This is a genomic window from Citrobacter sp. Cpo015, assembly GCF_030333035.1.
Lineage (GTDB): Bacteria > Pseudomonadota > Gammaproteobacteria > Enterobacterales > Enterobacteriaceae > Citrobacter > Citrobacter portucalensis.
In genome coordinates this window covers 165,184-182,515 of record NZ_JAOWGS010000024.1, presented here as the reverse complement: position 1 = coordinate 182,515, position 17,332 = coordinate 165,184, and the positions used below count along the sequence as shown (strand labels likewise).

Annotated in this window: 15 protein-coding genes and 1 other RNA gene; 8 read left to right on the top strand and 8 right to left on the bottom strand. The window is 54.5% G+C overall.

The features are described from left to right. The first annotated feature begins 116 nt into the window (after positions 1–116). Complete coding sequence (gene srsR / locus OGY67_RS08450) at positions 117–1,013, top strand: LysR family transcriptional regulator SrsR (RefSeq protein ID WP_286573861.1); 897 nt, start codon at positions 117–119, stop codon at positions 1,011–1,013. Here the strand turns inward: srsR and scpC are convergent. The 5 genes from scpC to argP all read right to left on the bottom strand — a co-directional run bounded on the left by scpC (position 1,010) and on the right by argP (position 7,556). Beyond that, on the bottom strand, positions 1,010–2,476 hold the full coding sequence (scpC, locus tag OGY67_RS08445; RefSeq protein WP_048225482.1) for a succinyl-CoA:acetate CoA-transferase ScpC: 1,467 nt from the start codon (positions 2,474–2,476) through the stop codon (positions 1,010–1,012). The genes srsR and scpC overlap by 4 nt on opposite strands. Positions 2,477–2,500: 24 nt before the next feature. Beyond that, positions 2,501–3,286: a methylmalonyl-CoA decarboxylase gene (gene scpB, locus OGY67_RS08440; RefSeq protein ID WP_008785757.1), complete on the bottom strand. Its 786-nt coding sequence runs from the start codon at positions 3,284–3,286 to the stop codon at positions 2,501–2,503. Between the two features lie 10 nt (positions 3,287–3,296). Beyond that, the gene (gene meaB / locus OGY67_RS08435) at positions 3,297–4,292 is read right to left on the bottom strand and encodes a methylmalonyl Co-A mutase-associated GTPase MeaB (protein WP_286573860.1); all 996 of its coding nucleotides are present in this window, start codon (positions 4,290–4,292) and stop codon (positions 3,297–3,299) included. After that, the gene (scpA, locus tag OGY67_RS08430) at positions 4,285–6,429 is read right to left on the bottom strand and encodes a methylmalonyl-CoA mutase (protein ID WP_286573859.1); all 2,145 of its coding nucleotides are present in this window, start codon (positions 6,427–6,429) and stop codon (positions 4,285–4,287) included. The genes meaB and scpA overlap by 8 nt, the downstream gene beginning before the upstream one ends. 233 nt (positions 6,430–6,662) lie before the next feature. Beyond that, the gene (argP, locus tag OGY67_RS08425; RefSeq protein ID WP_003825477.1) at positions 6,663–7,556 is read right to left on the bottom strand and encodes a DNA-binding transcriptional regulator ArgP; all 894 of its coding nucleotides are present in this window, start codon (positions 7,554–7,556) and stop codon (positions 6,663–6,665) included. A gap of 170 nt (positions 7,557–7,726) precedes the next feature. Between argP and rpiA the strand changes: the two genes are divergently transcribed. Both rpiA and serA read left to right on the top strand, forming a co-directional pair. Beyond that, entirely contained in the window at positions 7,727–8,386 is a 660-nt protein-coding gene (rpiA, locus tag OGY67_RS08420; protein WP_003825479.1) for a ribose-5-phosphate isomerase RpiA, read from the top strand. Positions 8,387–8,657: 271 nt separating this feature from the next. Beyond that, complete coding sequence (gene serA / locus OGY67_RS08415) at positions 8,658–9,890, top strand: phosphoglycerate dehydrogenase (protein WP_003825480.1); 1,233 nt, start codon at positions 8,658–8,660, stop codon at positions 9,888–9,890. Between the two features lie 118 nt (positions 9,891–10,008). Here the strand turns inward: serA and OGY67_RS08410 are convergent, their stop codons facing one another. From OGY67_RS08410 to zapA, 3 genes are all read right to left on the bottom strand, one after another. Beyond that, positions 10,009–10,605 carry a 5-formyltetrahydrofolate cyclo-ligase gene (locus tag OGY67_RS08410; RefSeq protein ID WP_100271935.1) on the bottom strand — a complete coding sequence of 199 codons (597 nt, stop codon included), beginning with the start codon at positions 10,603–10,605 and terminating at the stop codon, positions 10,009–10,011. Positions 10,606–10,624: 19 nt separating this feature from the next. Beyond that, a non-coding RNA gene (gene ssrS, locus OGY67_RS08405) (6S RNA) lies at positions 10,625–10,808 on the bottom strand. Between the two features lie 41 nt (positions 10,809–10,849). Further along, positions 10,850–11,179: a cell division protein ZapA gene (zapA, locus tag OGY67_RS08400; RefSeq protein ID WP_003026980.1), complete on the bottom strand. Its 330-nt coding sequence runs from the start codon at positions 11,177–11,179 to the stop codon at positions 10,850–10,852. A gap of 167 nt (positions 11,180–11,346) precedes the next feature. Here zapA and OGY67_RS08395 point away from each other — a divergent pair, with 167 nt between their 5' ends. From OGY67_RS08395 to gcvT, 5 genes are all read left to right on the top strand, one after another. Beyond that, entirely contained in the window at positions 11,347–11,925 is a 579-nt protein-coding gene (locus tag OGY67_RS08395; protein ID WP_003026978.1) for a YecA/YgfB family protein, read from the top strand. 24 nt (positions 11,926–11,949) lie between these two features. Further along, positions 11,950–13,275 (top strand): Xaa-Pro aminopeptidase, encoded by a 1,326-nt coding sequence (gene pepP / locus OGY67_RS08390; RefSeq protein ID WP_286573858.1) that lies wholly within the window; start codon positions 11,950–11,952, stop codon positions 13,273–13,275. Beyond that, positions 13,272–14,450 (top strand): 2-octaprenyl-6-methoxyphenyl hydroxylase, encoded by a 1,179-nt coding sequence (ubiH, locus tag OGY67_RS08385; RefSeq protein WP_103015235.1) that lies wholly within the window; start codon positions 13,272–13,274, stop codon positions 14,448–14,450. Before pepP ends, ubiH begins: the two co-directional genes overlap by 4 nt. 115 nt (positions 14,451–14,565) lie before the next feature. Continuing rightward, positions 14,566–15,768 carry an FAD-dependent 2-octaprenylphenol hydroxylase gene (ubiI, locus tag OGY67_RS08380; protein ID WP_008785748.1) on the top strand — a complete coding sequence of 401 codons (1,203 nt, stop codon included), beginning with the start codon at positions 14,566–14,568 and terminating at the stop codon, positions 15,766–15,768. 452 nt (positions 15,769–16,220) lie between these two features. Further along, positions 16,221–17,315, top strand: coding sequence for a glycine cleavage system aminomethyltransferase GcvT (gene gcvT, locus OGY67_RS08375; protein ID WP_057067556.1), 1,095 nt, complete (start codon positions 16,221–16,223; stop codon positions 17,313–17,315). Positions 17,316–17,332: the final 17 nt, after the last annotated feature.

Below are 17,332 nucleotides of genomic sequence, written 5' to 3'. Positions count from 1 at the left end.
AGACCCGGCTTTCCAGCCGGGTTTTTTCTGTGAGCAACTGTAAAAATGAGACCCCACATCCAGTCTTTTTTTTCGCCGTAATGAGGATAGGCCATAGCGATTTTTAAGGGGACGCTATGGATATTTTTATCTCGAAAAAGATGCGCAATTTCATTCTGCTGGCGCAAACCAATAACATCGCCAGAGCGGCAGAAAAAATACATATGACCGCATCGCCTTTCGGTAAAAGCATTGCCGCACTGGAAGATCAAATCGGCTATACGCTGTTTACCCGCAAAGATAACAACATCAGCCTGAATAAAGCCGGACAGGAGCTGTATCAGAAGCTGTTTCCCGTTTATCAGCGCCTTTCTGCCATTGATAACGAAATCCATAACGCCTCTCGCCGCTCGCGGGAAATCGTCATCGGTATCGACAATACCTACCCAACGATTATTTTTGACCAGTTGATTAGCCTTGGTGACAAGTATGACGGCGTGACGGCTCAGGCCGTTGAATTCAGCGAGAATGGGGTGATTGATAACCTGTTCGATCGCAAACTGGATTTTATTATCTCGCCGCAGCACGTTTCCCCCCGCGTCCAGGAACTGGAGAATCTGGCGATTAGCGAGCTGCCTCCGCTGCGTCTGGGGTTTCTCGTTTCCCGGCGCTACGAAGAAAAACAGCCGCAGGATCTGCTGCGCGAGCTGCCCTGGCTGCAAATGCGCTTCCAGAATCGCGCCAACTTTGAGGCGATGCTGGATGCATACATGCGGCCCTGTGGGATCAACCCGACGATTATCTACCGTCCGTACAGCTTTATGGCCAAGATCAGCGCGGTAGAGCGCGGGCAGTTTTTGACGGTGATTCCTCACTTCGCCTGGCGGCTGGTGAACCCGTCGACGCTAAAGTATTTCGATGCGCCCGGCAGCCCCATGTATATGCAGGAGTTTCTCTATTCGCTGAAAAACCATCGTTATACCGCCACGATGCTTCAGCATATTGCTGAAGATCGTGACGGTAACGCAAGTTAGCCGAGCATCGATCCAGTCTCGAGAAGATTACGATGCAGATCGAACGCATGGCTGAGATCGTGATGGATATGTCCGCCGGGTGCTTTCTCCAGATAGCGGTGCAGATAATCCCGGTAAAGAGGGTGCGCACAGTTATCGATAATCGTGTGCGCCCGCTGCATCGGAGATAGCCCACGCAGATCGGCAATCCCTTGTTCGGTCACGATCACTTTAACGCTATGTTCGCTGTGGTCGACATGGCTGCACATCGGTACGATGGTGGAGATTTTCCCGCCTTTGGCAATCGACGGCGCCATAAAGATAGACAGGTAGGCATTGCGCTCGAAATCCCCGCTGCCGCCGATGCCATTCATCAGGTTCACCCCCGCAACGTGCGTGGAATTGGCATGGCCGTAGATATCAAACTCCAGACCGACGTTGAGCGCAATAACCCCCAGCCGACGGATGATCTCCGGGTTATTGGAGATCTCCTGCGGGCGCAGCACAATCCGGCTGGCGAAGAAGTCCATGTTGTCGTAAATCTTCTGTAGCGACGGGGCTGAAATGGTCAGGCTGGAGGCGCTGGCACCTGTTATCTTGCCCGTTTCCAGCAGATGCACCACCGACTCCTGCAACACCTCCGAATACATCATAAAGGGCGGGATATCTGGGTTCTCGCCCAGTCGCGCCATTACCGCGTTGTTGATATTGCCCACGCCGCTTTGTAAGGGTAGAAACTCAGCTGGAATACGTTTGTGAGCCATTTCTGCCAGCAGGAAAGTGACGACGTTATCGGCAATTTGCTGGCTGACCGGATTGGTTTTATCCGCCGCATTTCCGGCATCGGGCAGCTCGGTATCCACCACCGCAACCACCTTTTTGGGGTCTATCTGTACGCACTGACTGCCTACGCGATCCATGGTATGAAAAATGGGTACGCTGTTACGCCGCGGCGGTGCGCCGGGTATCACGATGTCGGCAAACTCCGCCACGCGCGGATTATGGTAATGATTCAATTCAATGATCACTTTTTTCGCCCGCAGCAGCCAGGTCGGCGCATTACCAATACCGCTGGAAAGCCAAATCCGGCCATCTGGCGCGATAGCGGAGGCTTCAATGACTGCAACATCGATCTCGCCAAAAAAGCCGTAATTAACCATTTGCGCCACTTCACTCAAATGGAGATCGACAAACCTCACCTGGCCCTGATTAATTTTCTCGCGCAGGCCCGATGACGTTTGATAAGGCGCCCGCCAGGAAACGGCATCCGCCGCGGATAGAACATCATCAGCGGCGGCGCCAATTGATGCTCCGGTCAGCAGGCGGATCTGAAAAGGCTGCCCGTTCTGATGCCGTTCGCAGGCGCGTTGGGCAATTGCGCTGGGTAACGCTTTGGGTGAACCCGCAGGGGTAAAGCCGCTAAACGCCACCATATCATCGTGCTGGATAATTTCTGCCGCCTGTTCGGCGCTCATCCGTTTCATGGCCGTCTCCTTCCTCGGACGTGATTAATGGCCAACAAAATTTGGTTTACGTTTTTCCATAAACGCGTTCATCCCTTCCTGATAATCCTCGCTGTCGTACACCGCGCGGCGCATGCCCTGAATACGCTCGAACTCATCGGAATTCATGGTGTGCGCTTCACCCAGCACGCGCAGTTCTTCTTTGATGACGGCGATGGCCAGCGGCGCTTTTTCCGAGATGTGGTGCGCCATTTGCAGAGTGAAATCTTCCAGTTCCTCGACGGGCACGACATGGTTAAGGATCCCGACCGCCATGGCGCGTTGAGCGGTGATGGGCGAAGCGGTAAAAATCAGCTCTTTCACGATGTGAAAACCAGCGTCGCGGGTCAGGTTGTGGATGCCCACCAGGTTATATGGCACACCGAGGTTGACCGGGGTCATCGAGAAAGTGGAGGTACTGGCTGCAATGATCAGATCGGAACTCATGATCATCTCAAACGCGCCGCCCCAGACGCTGCCTTCGACCATGGAGATCACCGGCTTCGGGTATTTTTGGATCATACGGGTTATCTGACGCAGCGGATCGTCATAAGAGAGCGGATCGCGACGTCCGGTCGGGAGTTCATGAATATCATGCCCGGCAGAAAACACTTTGGCTCCACTCGGAGCGCGCAGAATGATGCAGCGAATGTCTGCACGATTGAGATCGCTCAGCGCCTGCATCAGATCGTCAATAAACACTTTACTCAGGGCATTGAGCTTGCGGGCGTAATTGAACTCAATAACCGCGACTTTCTGGATGATGACCACGTTGACGTATTGATAAGACATAATGTTCTCTTTATTGAAAGTAATGATGCTGAATGAATTCGCTGATGTGCCGCAGACCGGTGCGCGGTGAAAGATCATTGTTTTTGACGGCCTGTAGCGTCTGCTGGAAATAGCGGTCGAAATCAGTGCGGGCAAACAGCAGATGCAGGGCTGCTTCTTCAGCCTGCTGGTGTAACCAGTCCACCGCCTGCTGCTGGCGAACTTTTTCCAGTCGGCCGCTGGCGGTCAGGCACGTTTTAAAGTCGCTAATCGCCTGCCAAACCTCCTCGATACCGCGTTTTTCCAGGGCGCTACAGGTCAGAACCCGCGGCTGCCACTCGTCATATTTGCGGCGCAGAATATGCAGGGCGGATTCATACATATGGCGGGCAATGGCAACGCTGGTATGGTTATCACCGTCGTCCTTATTGATGACGACCAGATCCGCCATTTCCATCAGGCCTTTTTTGATGCCCTGTAAATCGTCGCCACCGCCAGCGATTTGCAGTGAGATAAAGCAATCCACCATGCCTGCGACTTCGGTTTCTGACTGCCCAACGCCGACGGTTTCCACAATCACCACGTCAAAGCCAGCCGCTTCGCACAGCAGCATTAATTCGCGGGCACGCTGGCTGGCACCGCCTAAATGACCGCAGGAAGGGACCGGGCGAATAAACGCAGATTCGGCGCGGGCCAGCTCCGTCATGCGGGTTTTATCGCCAAGAATGCTGCCGCCGCTGACCGGGCTGCTGGGATCGACGGCGATCACCGCCACCCGTAATCCGTGGTGGATGAGCAACATGCCGAATGCTTCCAGGAAAGTGCTTTTGCCCGCGCCCGGCGTACCGGTGATCCCCAAACGCAGGGCGTTACCGGTGAACGGCATTATCGCGTCCAGCAATTGCGTACTCAGTGGCTGGTGGCGCGGGTGGTTGCTTTCGACCAGCGTCATCGCCTGGGCGAGCGTAGCCCGTTCGCCGAGTCGCAAACGGCGGACGGTATCTTCAAGCGTGGCGGCGTTAATCATGATGCTGACTGATACGGGTTAACACATCGCGGACGCTGTCGAGCATTGGCGTGCCGGGACCATAAATGGCTGCCACGCCATGTTCGTGCAGGAAGGCGTAATCCTGTGGCGGAATAACGCCTCCTGCTACCACGCAGATATCTTCACGCCCCCATTTTTTGAGTGCGGTAACCAGTTCCGGGATCAGCGTTTTATGGCCCGCCGCCAGTGACGATGCGCCTATTACATGCACATCGTTTTCTACCGCCAGACGGGCGATCTCTTCTGGTGTGGAGAACATCGGGCTGAGATCGACATCAAAACCGAGATCGGAATAGGCGCTGGCGATTACCTTCGCGCCGCGATCGTGGCCGTCCTGACCCATCTTGGCGATCAGAATACGCGGGCGGCGGCCATTTTCCGCGAGGAATCGTTCGGTTTGAGCAACGATAGCGTCAAACTCATCGGCGGATTTGTCTGACTGATGATAGCTTTGCGCAATCACTCCGGTGACGCAGTGGCTGGGAACCAGATACCGATCAAAAGCGACTTCCAGCGCGTCGGAGATTTCACCCAACGTGGCGCGAACGCGGGCGGCGTTGACGGCAGCAGCCAGCAGGTTTTCATTATGCTGCGCGGCGTGGGTCAGTGCCGTGAGCGCGGCTTTAACGGCATCGTTGTCGCGGGTGGTGCGGATATGTTTCAGCGAGGCAATCTGCTCGTTGCGCACCTTCACGTTGTCGATCTCCAGTACCGACGTCTCGTCTTCTTTATCCAGCTTGTACTTATTGACGCCGACGATAACGCGCTTACCCTGGTCGATCAGCGACTGTTCACGCGCGGAGGCTTCTTCGATCATCCGTTTAGGGAGCCCGGCTTCGATCGCTTTCGCCATGCCGCCTGCCTCGTCAATCTGTTTGATGATCGTGCGTGCCTGCTTCACAATTTGATCGGTGAGTGACTCGACGTAATACGATCCGGCCAGCGGATCAACGGTGCGGCAGATCTCTGATTCTTCCTGAATGATGATTTGCGTATTACGCGCAATACGGGCGGAGAAATCGGTGGGCAGACCGAGCGCTTCATCAAAGGCGTTGGTATGCAGCGACTGGGTGCCGCCAAGCGTAGCGCCGAGTGCTTCAATAGTGGTTCGTACCACGTTGTTATATGGATCCTGCTCGGTCAGGCTCCAGCCAGACGTCTGGCAGTGGGTACGCAGAGCGAGAGATTTCGGGTTGGTCGCGCCAAAGCTGCTGACCGCTTCACTCCACAAATAGCGCGCCGCTCGTAGCATGGCGACGTTCATAAACAGATCCATGCCGATACCGAAGAAGAACGACAGGCGCGGGGCGAAGTCATCAATTTTCAGTCCGGCGGAGAGTGCAGCTTTGATGTATTCAATACCGTCTGCCAGCGTAAACGCTACCTGCTGCACGCAGTTCGCTCCGGCTTCACCCATGTGATAGCCGCTGATGCTGATGGTATTAAAGCGCGGCATGTTGCCGGAGCACCAGGCGATGATGTCGGCGATAATGCGCATGGACGGTTTTGGTGGATAAATGTAGGTGTTGCGGCACAGGTACTCTTTCAGAATATCGTTCTGAATGGTCCCGGTGAGTTGTTCCGGCGTTACGCCTTGTTCTTCTGCTGCGACGATATAAAACGCCAGCACCGGCAGAACCGCGCCGTTCATGGTCATCGATACTGACATCTTATCCAGCGGGATCTGGTCGAACAGTATCTTCATATCTTCGACGGTATCGATCGCCACGCCCGCTTTGCCGACGTCACCCGCCACGCGCGGGTTGTCAGAGTCGTAGCCACGATGGGTGGCAAGGTCAAAGGCGACGGAAAGCCCTTTTTGCCCGGCGGCGAGGTTGCGGCGGTAAAAGGCGTTGGACTCTTTGGCGGTAGAGAAACCAGCGTACTGACGAATGGTCCACGGCTGCGCGGTATACATGGTGGCGCGCGGGCCACGCACGTAAGGCGGCAGGCCGGGAAGGGTGCCCGTGACTTCCAGATTATCGAGGTCTTCTTCGGTGTACAGCGGCTTGATGGCAATCCCTTCCGCCGTCTGTCTTTCCAGCGACTCGACGGTTTTTTCCCGTCGACTGAGTTCTTTATTGGCGAGTGTTTGCCACTCCTGCACGTTTGCCATTTTTTGCTCCGTATTACGCAATAAGTTGAATCTTTGCGAATACGGTGAGCTTTTTCATTTGGCTTGTCGCCAGCAAAAAATAGCCAACAGGGCGTCGTTTTTTGCCGCGTGGCGTGTTTGATTTTGTGATTTATTTCAAAGACGTGGCGGGAATAGCATGAAAAGAGGGTAAAAGGCTTGTTGGCCGGATAGGGCGTTACGCCACCATCCGGCACTCTGAGGTTATGAGCGGTTTAATCCTGACGCAGTACGTTGTGACCATAGGCCAGCAGCGCATCGGTGACGTTGCGCATCATGCGGCTTTCCGGTGCAAAACGGTGCCAGTACAGCATCCGGCGCTGGAACAGGCCCGGTGTTAAGTCGATAAGCTCGCCGCTTTCCAGTTCTTTCTCAATCTGCAAGTGGGGGATCATGCAGCAGGTCGTTCCCTGACGCGCCAATTGAACAAAGGCTTCAGACGAGTTAACGATATGGCACGGCACGCTGCCCGGTGGCAGGTCGAAGTTTTGTTGCAGGAACGCCTGGTGCATATCATCAAGATGGTCAAACGCTACCGCTGGGGCTTTCAGCAGGGCCGAGCGGGTGACGCCGTTAGGGAAATAGCGCTCGGCGAAAGGTTTAGAGCCAACAAACAGGTAGTCCAGCGCGCCGAGTTTATCCACCAGACAGCTTGGCAGCGCCTGATGCTGAATACTCACCGCACCGACCACCTCACCACGACGTAGACGCTCCTGAGTGCGCGTTTCATCCTCAACCTGCAGGTTCAGCCGAATCGGCGAATTGGCCAGTACCGGAGCCAGCGCAGGAAGTAACCAGGTCGCCAGACTGTCGGCGTTCACCGCCAGTGAGAGCAGCAGTGGCGTCGAGCCGGTTTGTTCATCACCCAGCCACTCGTCTTCCAGCAGTTCAACCTGACGCAAAAGCGCCAGTAGTTTCTGCCCCTGTTCGGTTGGGCGTGGTGGTACGGTACGCACCAGCAGCGGTTGTCCGAACATATTCTCAAGCTGTTTTATGCGCTGTGAAACCGCGGATTGCGTGATGCACAGCTTTTGCGCCGCGCGCTCAAATCCTCGTTCACGAATAACCGCATCCAGTGCTTGTAGTGTTCTGTAGTCCGGACGTTTCATTGCTTTGACGCACTCCTGAAAATTTTGCTTGTTCTGCACTATGACACAAATTTAGGTTGGGTAAAGACGAAATCCGCCGCTTGCGAGCGGGTGTGGGGACATTTTTCTGCACAATGTTCTATAATGCGCGTGAATTTTCCCACCATATTCACACCACAGGCGAAACGATCATGACGCAGGATGAACTGAAAAAAGCAGTAGGATGGGCGGCACTTCAGTATGTACAGCCCGGTACCATTGTGGGCGTAGGTACAGGTTCAACAGCCGCACACTTTATTGATGCGCTGGGCACAATGAAAGGTCAGATTGAAGGTGCGGTATCCAGTTCGGACGCTTCAACCGAAAAACTCAAAAGCCTCGGTATCCACGTGTTCGATCTTAACGAAGTGGACAGCCTCGGCGTATACGTTGACGGCGCGGATGAAATCAACGGCCACATGCAGATGATCAAGGGCGGCGGCGCAGCGTTGACCCGTGAAAAAATTATTGCTTCCGTGGCGAAGAAATTTATCTGCATTGCCGACGCGTCCAAAGAAGTCGATATTCTCGGTAACTTCCCGCTGCCGGTTGAAGTGATCCCAATGGCGCGCAGCGCTGTGGCTCGCCAGTTGGTGAAGCTGGGCGGTCGTCCTGAATACCGTCAGGGCGTAGTGACGGACAATGGTAACGTGATCCTTGATGTACACGGTCTGGAGATCCTCGATGCCATCGCGATGGAAAACGCCATCAATGCGATTCCGGGCGTGGTAACCGTCGGTCTGTTTGCCAACCGTGGTGCGGATGTTGCGCTGATCGGTACGCCAGACGGCGTGAAAACTATCGTAAAATGATCTGACGGGAGTGTCTTCTCCCGTTAAAAAAATTTTGGCAGGGCAAATTTGGTGACTTGTGTCACGTTTATAATATTGTCCTGCCGATCTCTCCAAAGAAAAAGTTATCGCCAGTATTTTCCTCTGACATTTCTCTCTGAATGACATTTCTTCAGCACGGCGACGCAAACGTTCATATTGCCGCAATATTATTTTTTGATATGTTGAAGAGACGGATGAAAATCCCACACACAACACATCAGTTTGAACAAAAAAAGACAGGGTCGGGGAAATGGCAAAGGTATCACTGGAGAAAGATAAGATTAAATTTCTGCTGGTTGAAGGCGTGCATCAAAAAGCGCTCGAAAGCCTTCGTGCAGCAGGTTATACCAACATCGAGTTTCATAAAGGCGCTCTGGACACTGAACAACTGAAAGAGTCCATCCGTGATGCCCACTTCATTGGCCTGCGATCCCGTACCCATCTGACTGAAGATGTGATTGACGCCGCAGAGAAACTGGTCGCGATTGGCTGCTTCTGTATCGGCACCAACCAGGTTGATCTCAGCGCTGCGGCAAAGCGCGGTATCCCCGTGTTTAACGCACCATTCTCTAACACGCGTTCCGTTGCGGAACTGGTGATTGGCGAACTGCTGCTGCTGCTACGCGGCGTACCCGAAGCTAACGCCAAAGCACACCGCGGCGTGTGGAATAAACTGGCTACCGGCTCGTTTGAAGCGCGTGGCAAAAAACTGGGGATCATCGGTTATGGTCACATTGGTACTCAGCTAGGCATTCTGGCGGAATCGCTGGGGATGCACGTCTATTTCTATGATATTGAAAATAAACTCCCGCTCGGCAACGCCACGCAGGTGCAGCATCTTTCCGACCTGCTCAATATGAGCGACGTGGTCAGTTTGCACGTACCGGAAAATGCCTCCACCAAAAATCTGATGGGCGCGCGTGAGATTGCGTTGATGAAACCAGGCGCGCTGCTGATTAACGCCGCACGCGGTACAGTTGTTGATATTCCTGCGCTGTGCGACGCGTTAGCGACCAAGCACCTGGCAGGGGCAGCAATCGACGTATTCCCAACCGAGCCGGCAACCAACAGCGATCCTTTCACTTCGCCGCTGTGTGATTTCGACAACGTGATCCTGACGCCGCACATTGGTGGTTCAACGCTGGAAGCACAGGAAAACATCGGTCTGGAAGTGGCTGGGAAACTGACCAAGTATTCCGACAACGGCTCTACGCTGTCTGCTGTTAACTTCCCGGAAGTTTCGCTGCCGCTGCACGGCGGTCGTCGTCTGATGCACATTCACGAAAACCGTCCGGGCGTACTGACTGCGCTGAACCAGATTTTTGCCGAGCAGGGCGTCAACATTGCCGCGCAGTATCTGCAGACTTCCGCACAGGTAGGTTACGTGGTTATTGATATTGAAGCGGATGAAGATGTGGCAGAGAAAGCGCTGCTGGCGATGAAAGCCCTTCCGGGAACCATTCGCGCTCGTCTGCTGTACTGATTTCCTCTACATGGGCAGGCGATGACCTGCCCATCTTTCCTCTGATTTCCCGGCCTCAAAATCTCTTCCTGTCACGCATACATTCTGTTTTCGAGCCTTGCCGCAATTGGTAAAAAAGCTACCACTCCCAGATTTTGGACGGCGTCACCACCGCAGGCAGCGGGATATCCCATTCTTCGACAGGTAGCTTTTCCACTCGCTGACAATCGTGCGCGTAGCCTACGGGCTGGATCTTATGCTGCTGCCAGTTTTGAAGCGTCCGATCGTAAAATCCGCCGCCCATACCCAGGCGTTGCCCGACCTCATCAAACGCCACTAACGGCGTAATCAGTACATCCAGCTGTGAGAGCGGCAATACGTCACGTACATCAAGTCGTGGTTCCTGGATCTTTAAGCGATTGGTTACCAGGTCGCTGTGCGGATGATAATGCAGGAACAGCAGGTTGCCAGGGCTGAAGGGATGAAGAACCGGAAGATAGACGCGCTTGCCCGCTCGCCACAGCTGATCTATTAGCGGCTGGGTATCGAGTTCGCCATCGAACGAGAGGAATACCGCCACGGTATGAGCGAGTACAACAGGGGGAAAGCTGAGCATTCGGGTTGCGGCTTGCTGACCGTATTGTCGTTGCTGTTCGGAGGTAAGCGCGCGACGACGCTGCCGAATCAGTTGACGGATTTCATGCCGGGATAAAGGGAGTTCTGAAAGTAATGTCATGGCTGTTGCCAGGTAGAAGGGAATCTCCGAGATGCCGCCGCAGGCTGTAACCCTTGAACCCTTGGTTCAAGGTGAATGCGTCGTCACAGTTTTAAGGCTTCTCGGACGGGCCGAGCATGCTCACCAACCGTGGAGCGCCACATTCTTGTGGTATGAAATATCGGCTCAGGGGACTGGCCCGCTTGCAAACATCTCAGAGAAATTTTGTCTTCACGGTCACTCTACCACAGTAAACCGAAAAGTGTTATTCAAAGTTTTGGCCCGTTTTTTCGGTTATGCGACCCTGATCAAGCAACGCCTGTTCGATGGTCTGTTGTAGCATCCGAATACGTTGTTCCATGCTCGCCGCGTACTCACGCGTCTTCGCTTTTTCCTGAGTTAATTCATAGCTGATGTTCAACGCGGCGATGAAAACCAACTGCTCAGTATTTGTGACTCTAGTGCGAACTTTCAGATCTTGCAATCGCTGATTGAGATCGTCCGCAGCCTGATTCAACGCATCCCTTTGTTCAGGCGGGCAATTCACTCGCAGTGAACGGCCAAATATTTGGATATCGACGGGTTGTGCAGACATGCCACCTTCCTGCTGATTGACTGCGCTGCCTTCGTCTCCAGACCGTGGGTCCGCGAAGGGGCGACACTATAGCTACCCTGGTATCAAGATACAAGCCCTTTTCTGGTCCACCAGGGTCCAAAGTGGTAGCATACCATGAATATTCCTCCCTTTGATGACGAATGCTTATGTCTATACAGAACGAAATGCCTGGTTACAACGAAGTTAGCCAGTTTTTGAACCAACAAGGGGCTGGATTAACCCCGGCCGAAATGCACGGCTTGATAAGCGGAATGATTTGCGGCGGAAACAACGACAGCTCATGGCAGCCGCTGCTGCACGACCTGACGAACGAAGGTCTGGCCTTTGGTCACGAGCTGGCTCAGGCGCTGCTGAAAATGCACTCAGCCACCAGTGATGCCCTCGAAGACGACGGCTTCCTTTTTCAGCTTTATCTGCCTGAAGGGGATGACGTCAGCGTGTTCGATCGCGCCGATGCGCTGGCGGGATGGGTAAACCACTTTTTACTGGGCCTTGGCGTCACGCAGCCGAAGCTCGACAAAGTGACCGGCGAAACCGGGGAAGCGATTGACGACCTGCGCAATATCGCTCAATTGGGATATGACGAAGACGAAGATCAGGAAGAGCTGGAAATGTCGCTCGAAGAGATCATCGAATACGTGCGCGTAGCCGCCTTGCTGTGCCATGACACGTTTACGCGTCAGCAGCCGACCGCGCCGGAAGTCCGTAAACCGACTCTGCACTAAGAACGAAACGCAAAGGAGAGTGTGATGAGCGAGATATCTCAGCAAGAATTCCAGCGTCGTCGCCAGGCTTTACTGGCACAAATGCAGCCCGGCAGCGCCGCGCTGATTTTTGCCGCACCGGAAGCGACGCGTAGTGCGGACAGTGAATACCCTTACCGCCAAAGCAGTGATTTCTGGTACTTCACCGGTTTTAACGAACCTGAAGCCGTGCTGGTGCTGATTAAAAGTGATGACACTCATAACCACAGCGTTTTGTTCAATCGGGTTCGCGATCTGACAGCGGAAATCTGGTTTGGCCGCCGTCTGGGCCAGGATGCAGCCCCGGCAAAACTTGGCGTTGACCGGGCGCTGGCCTTCAGTGAAATCAACCAACAGCTGTATTTGCTGCTCAATGGTCTGGATGCGGTATACCACGCTCAGGGCGAGTATACCTGGGCCGACGAGATTGTGTGCACGGCGCTGGATAAACTGCGCAAAGGCTCCAGACAAAATCTGCACGCGCCTGCCGCGATAATCGACTGGCGTCCGATGGTGCATGAAATGCGCCTGTTCAAATCACCGGAAGAAATTGCGGTCATGCGTCGTACCGGAGAAATCACCGCACTGGCGCATACCCGCGCGATGGAAAAATGCCGTCCGGGAATGTTTGAATACCAGTTAGAAGGGGAGATTCACCATGAATTTACCCGTCATGGCGCGCGTTATCCGTCCTATAACACGATTGTCGGCAGCGGTGAAAACGGCTGTATCCTGCATTATACCGAAAATGAAAGTGAAATGCGCGATGGCGATTTGGTGCTGATTGACGCTGGCTGTGAATACAAAGGCTATGCGGGTGACATTACGCGTACCTTCCCGGTAAACGGTAAATTTACCCCAGCACAGCGTGAAATCTACGATATCGTACTGGAATCCTTAGAGACCAGCCTGCGTCTGTATCGTCCCGGAACGTCCATTCAGGAAGTCACTGGCGAAGTGGTGCGCATCATGATTACGGGCCTGGTGAAGCTTGGCATTCTGCACGGTGATGTCGATCAGTTGATTACCGAAAATGCGCACCGCCCATTCTTTATGCATGGCCTAAGTCACTGGCTGGGTCTGGATGTGCACGACGTCGGCGTTTATGGTCAGGACCGCTCACGTATTCTTGAGCCGGGAATGGTACTCACCGTCGAACCGGGACTGTATATCGCGCCGGATGCCGATGTACCACCGGCCTATCGTGGTATCGGTATTCGTATTGAGGATGACATCCTCATCACCGAGGACGGCAATGAAAACCTGACCGCCAGCGTAGTGAAGAAAGCTGATGACATTGAAGCCTTAATGGCTGCGGCGCGACTGCAATGAGCGTGATTATCGTTGGTGGTGGTATGGTCGGTGCGACGCTGGCGCTGGCCATTTCTCAGCTCAGCCATGGGACCCTGCCGGTTCATCTGATAGAAGCGAGCGAACCTGAAACTGACCGCCATCCTGGGTTTGACGCCCGGGCGATCGCGCTGGCGGCAGGAACCTGCCAACAGCTGGCGCGAATTGGCGTATGGCAGGCGATTGCCGATTGCGCAACGGCCATTAAAACGGTTCACGTCAGCGATCGCGGCCATGCCGGATTTGTGACGCTGGATGCGCAGGAATACCGTATTCCGGCTCTGGGCCAGGTGGTAGAACTGCACGACGTCGGGCTGCGTCTGTTTGCGCTGCTGCGCAAAGCACCGGGTGTCACATTGCACTGCCCCGACCGCGTAGCCAGCGTGTCGCGCACGCAGGAGCGCGTTGAAGTGACGCTGGAGAATGGCGAGATGATTACCGGTCGCCTGCTGGTGGCTGCTGACGGCACGCGTTCCGCACTGGCGACTGCCTGCGGTGTTGACTGGCTGCAACAGCCTTATGAGCAACTGGCGGTGATTGCCAACGTCACGACCTCTGTACCGCACGATGGGCGAGCGTTTGAACGCTTCACGCAATATGGCCCGCTGGCAATGCTGCCAATGTCTGACGGTCGCTGCTCGCTGGTGTGGTGCCATCCGCTGGAGCAGCGTGATGAGATCATGGCCTTGTCCGACGAACAGTTTTGCCGTGAACTGCAAACCGCTTTTGGCTGGCGACTGGGACGTATTACCCAGGCTGGTAAACGCAGCGCTTATCCGCTTTCGTTAACTACGGCGCTGAAAGCGATTACCCATCGTACCGTGCTGGTAGGGAACGCCGCCCAGACGCTGCATCCCATTGCCGGGCAAGGTTTCAACCTTGGCCTGCGCGATGTAATGAGCCTTGCTGAGACGTTGACGCAGGCGCAGAACGGCGCGGAAGATGTGGGTGATTATGCGGTGCTGGCACGCTATCAGCAGCGCCGCGAGCGCGATCGCGAGACGACGATTGGTGTGACCAACAATTTAGTGTATTTGTTTGCCAATCACTGGGCCCCGCTGGTTGTTGGGCGCAATGTCGGGTTGATGGCGATGGAATTATTCACCCCTGCGCGCGATGCGCTGGCGGAGCGGACCCTGGGTTGGGTTGCACGATAAATATGACCTGTAGGCCGGATAAGGCAACGCCGACATCCGGCAAGGGTCCCCGCAAAAATGCCTGATGGCGCTGCGCTTATCAGGCCTACGGATTACAGGTTTCGAGGTACAAACAGTGCAAAGTGTTGATGTAGCAATTGTTGGTGGCGGCATGGTGGGGCTGGCGGTTGCCTGTGGCCTGCAGGGCAGTGGGTTGCGCGTTGCTGTATTAGAACAACATGTTCCGCAGCCGTTGGCGGCGGATGCACCTCCTCAGCTTCGCGTTTCGGCCATTAATGCAGCCAGCGAAAAACTGCTTACCCGTCTTGGCGTCTGGTCCGACATTGTTGCCCGTCGCGCTTGCTGCTACCACGGTATGGAAGTCTGGGACAAAGACAGCTTTGGACGCATTGAATTTGATGACCAGAGCATGGGTTACAGCCATTTGGGCCACATCGTTGAAAACTCAGAAATCCATTATGCGCTGTGGCAAAAGGCGCAGCGTTCAGCGGATATTACGCTGATGGCGCCAGCTGAAATTCAGCAGGTGGCCTGGGGCGAGAACGAGGCATTTCTGAGCCTCAAAGATGGCGCAATGCTGACGGCGCGTCTGGTCGTCGGTGCCGATGGCGCTAATTCCTGGCTGCGCAATAAAGCGGACATTCCGCTCACCTTCTGGGACTACCGTCATCATGCGCTGGTGGCGACTATCCGTACGCAGGAAGCTCACGGTGCGGTTGCGCGTCAGGCGTTTCATGGCGAGGGGATCCTGGCATTCCTGCCACTCAGCGATCCACACCTGTGTTCTATTGTCTGGTCGCTCTCGCCGCAGGAAGCAGAACGTATGCAGCAGGCAAGCGTTGACGAGTTTAATCAGGCGCTGAATATCGCCTTTGATAATCGTCTGGGGCTGTGCAGCCTTGAAAGCGAACGTCAGGCGTTTCCGCTGACGGGACGTTATGCCCGCCAGTTCGCGGCCCATCGTCTGGCGCTGGTGGGGGATGCGGCGCATACCATCCACCCGCTGGCGGGTCAGGGGGTTAACCTTGGCTTTATGGATGCGGCGGAACTGATCGATGAGCTTAAGCGGCTACAGCGTCAGGGCAAAGATATTGGGCAGTATCTCTATTTACGCCGCTACGAGCGCAGCCGTAAGCACAGCGCAGCGCTGATGCTGGCGGGGATGCAGGGTTTCCGTGAACTGTTTGCAGGCGAGAATCCGGCGAAAAAACTGCTACGCGATATTGGGCTGAAACTGGCCGATACCCTCCCGGGTGTAAAACCACAACTCATCCGTCAGGCGATGGGACTGAACGATCTTCCCGAGTGGTTACGTTAGTGTCCGTAAGGACAATCTTAAGAGTTTGAGACCCGTCACACTTTCCTCTCCCGGCCTTCGCGCCGGGGTGCTTCTCTCATTTGAAATAATCTAATTCCACGCCTTTTTTCGCATTAGTTTTTCTAATATTACGTTTTTTTCATAACGCCATTTTTGACATTTTTTCCACATTTAATGTGGATTGATGCTGTATTTTTGCGCTTATCTTTGTTTGTTGTTCTGATTGATTGCTATATGTATGGAGTTTTATTCTGTTGGCGATCTGGCTGTTTTTCGCCATAAGCTAATGTGATGGTTAATTTTGACTTATGGTTTAGCGTCTGTTTCGGTGGTAAGTTCAGGACAAAGAGAACGTTTGCGTCGTAGCCCCTGGAGCGGCTGCGGTGCTGGGTTTCGTGGCGAAAATTTCACCGCGAAAGAGTTGGTAGCCCCGCTTATTCAACGAGGAAAAGATGGCTCAACAGACTCCTTTGTACGAACAACACACGCTATGTGGCGCGCGCATGGTCGATTTCCATGGCTGGATGATGCCACTGCATTACGGTTCTCAGCTCGATGAACACCATGCTGTTCGCACCGACGCCGGAATGTTTGATGTGTCGCATATGACCATCGTCGACCTGCGCGGTAGCCGCACCCGGGAGTTCTTGCGTTATCTGCTGGCAAACGACGTCGCGAAGCTAACGAAATCGGGTAAAGCCCTCTACTCCGGGATGCTCAACGCTTCGGGCGGCGTGATAGATGACCTGATTGTCTACTACTTCACTGAAGATTTCTTCCGCCTCGTTGTAAACTCCGCCACCCGCGAAAAAGACCTCTCCTGGATTACCCAACACGCTGAACCTTACGCCATCGACATCACCGTTCGTGACGACCTGTCGCTGATTGCGGTGCAGGGGCCAAATGCGCAGGAAAAAGCAGCTACGTTGTTTACTGACGAGCAGCGCCATGCGGTTGAAGGCATGAAGCCGTTTTTCGGCGTTCAGGCAGGTGATTTGTTTATCGCAACCACCGGTTATACCGGCGAAGCAGGTTATGAAATTGCCATGCCGAATGAAAAGGCGGCAGATTTCTGGCGTGCGCTGGTACAGGCTGGTGTCAAACCTTGCGGTCTCGGCGCGCGCGACACCCTGCGTCTGGAAGCGGGTATGAACCTGTATGGCCAGGAGATGGACGAAGGTATTTCTCCGCTGGCGGCCAACATGGGCTGGACCATCGCGTGGGAACCGGCTGACCGCGACTTTATTGGTCGTGAAGCGCTGGAAATGCAGCGTGAAAAAGGCCACGAACAGCTGGTCGGGCTGGTTATGACTGAGAAGGGCGTGCTGCGTAATGAACTGCCGGTGCGTTTCACCGATGCTTCTGGCAACCAACATGAAGGCATTATCACCAGTGGCACATTCTCCCCAACCCTGGGTTACAGCATCGCGTTGGCGCGCGTGCCTGCGGGTATCGGTGAGACTGCGATCGTACAGATCCGTAACCGTGAAATGCCGGTAAAAGTGACTAAACCTGTTTTTGTGCGTAACGGCAAAGCCGTCGCGTAATTCATCCTTTTTTGGAG

Excerpts from the sequence above, each read along its gene's own strand:
- srsR (WP_286573861.1), top strand. The coding sequence starts at position 117 with ATGGATATTTTTATCTCGAAAAAGATGCGCAATTTCATTCTGCTGGCG.
- scpC (WP_048225482.1), bottom strand. The coding sequence starts at position 2,476 with ATGAAACGGATGAGCGCCGAACAGGCGGCAGAAATTATCCAGCACGAT.
- scpB (WP_008785757.1), bottom strand. The coding sequence starts at position 3,286 with ATGTCTTATCAATACGTCAACGTGGTCATCATCCAGAAAGTCGCGGTT.
- meaB (WP_286573860.1), bottom strand. The coding sequence starts at position 4,292 with ATGATTAACGCCGCCACGCTTGAAGATACCGTCCGCCGTTTGCGACTC.
- scpA (WP_286573859.1), bottom strand. The coding sequence starts at position 6,429 with ATGGCAAACGTGCAGGAGTGGCAAACACTCGCCAATAAAGAACTCAGT.
- argP (WP_003825477.1), bottom strand. The coding sequence starts at position 7,556 with ATGAAACGTCCGGACTACAGAACACTACAAGCACTGGATGCGGTTATT.
- rpiA (WP_003825479.1), top strand. The coding sequence starts at position 7,727 with ATGACGCAGGATGAACTGAAAAAAGCAGTAGGATGGGCGGCACTTCAG.
- serA (WP_003825480.1), top strand. The coding sequence starts at position 8,658 with ATGGCAAAGGTATCACTGGAGAAAGATAAGATTAAATTTCTGCTGGTT.
- OGY67_RS08410 (WP_100271935.1), bottom strand. The coding sequence starts at position 10,605 with ATGACATTACTTTCAGAACTCCCTTTATCCCGGCATGAAATCCGTCAA.
- zapA (WP_003026980.1), bottom strand. The coding sequence starts at position 11,179 with ATGTCTGCACAACCCGTCGATATCCAAATATTTGGCCGTTCACTGCGA.
- OGY67_RS08395 (WP_003026978.1), top strand. The coding sequence starts at position 11,347 with ATGTCTATACAGAACGAAATGCCTGGTTACAACGAAGTTAGCCAGTTT.
- pepP (WP_286573858.1), top strand. The coding sequence starts at position 11,950 with ATGAGCGAGATATCTCAGCAAGAATTCCAGCGTCGTCGCCAGGCTTTA.
- ubiH (WP_103015235.1), top strand. The coding sequence starts at position 13,272 with ATGAGCGTGATTATCGTTGGTGGTGGTATGGTCGGTGCGACGCTGGCG.
- gcvT (WP_057067556.1), top strand. The coding sequence starts at position 16,221 with ATGGCTCAACAGACTCCTTTGTACGAACAACACACGCTATGTGGCGCG.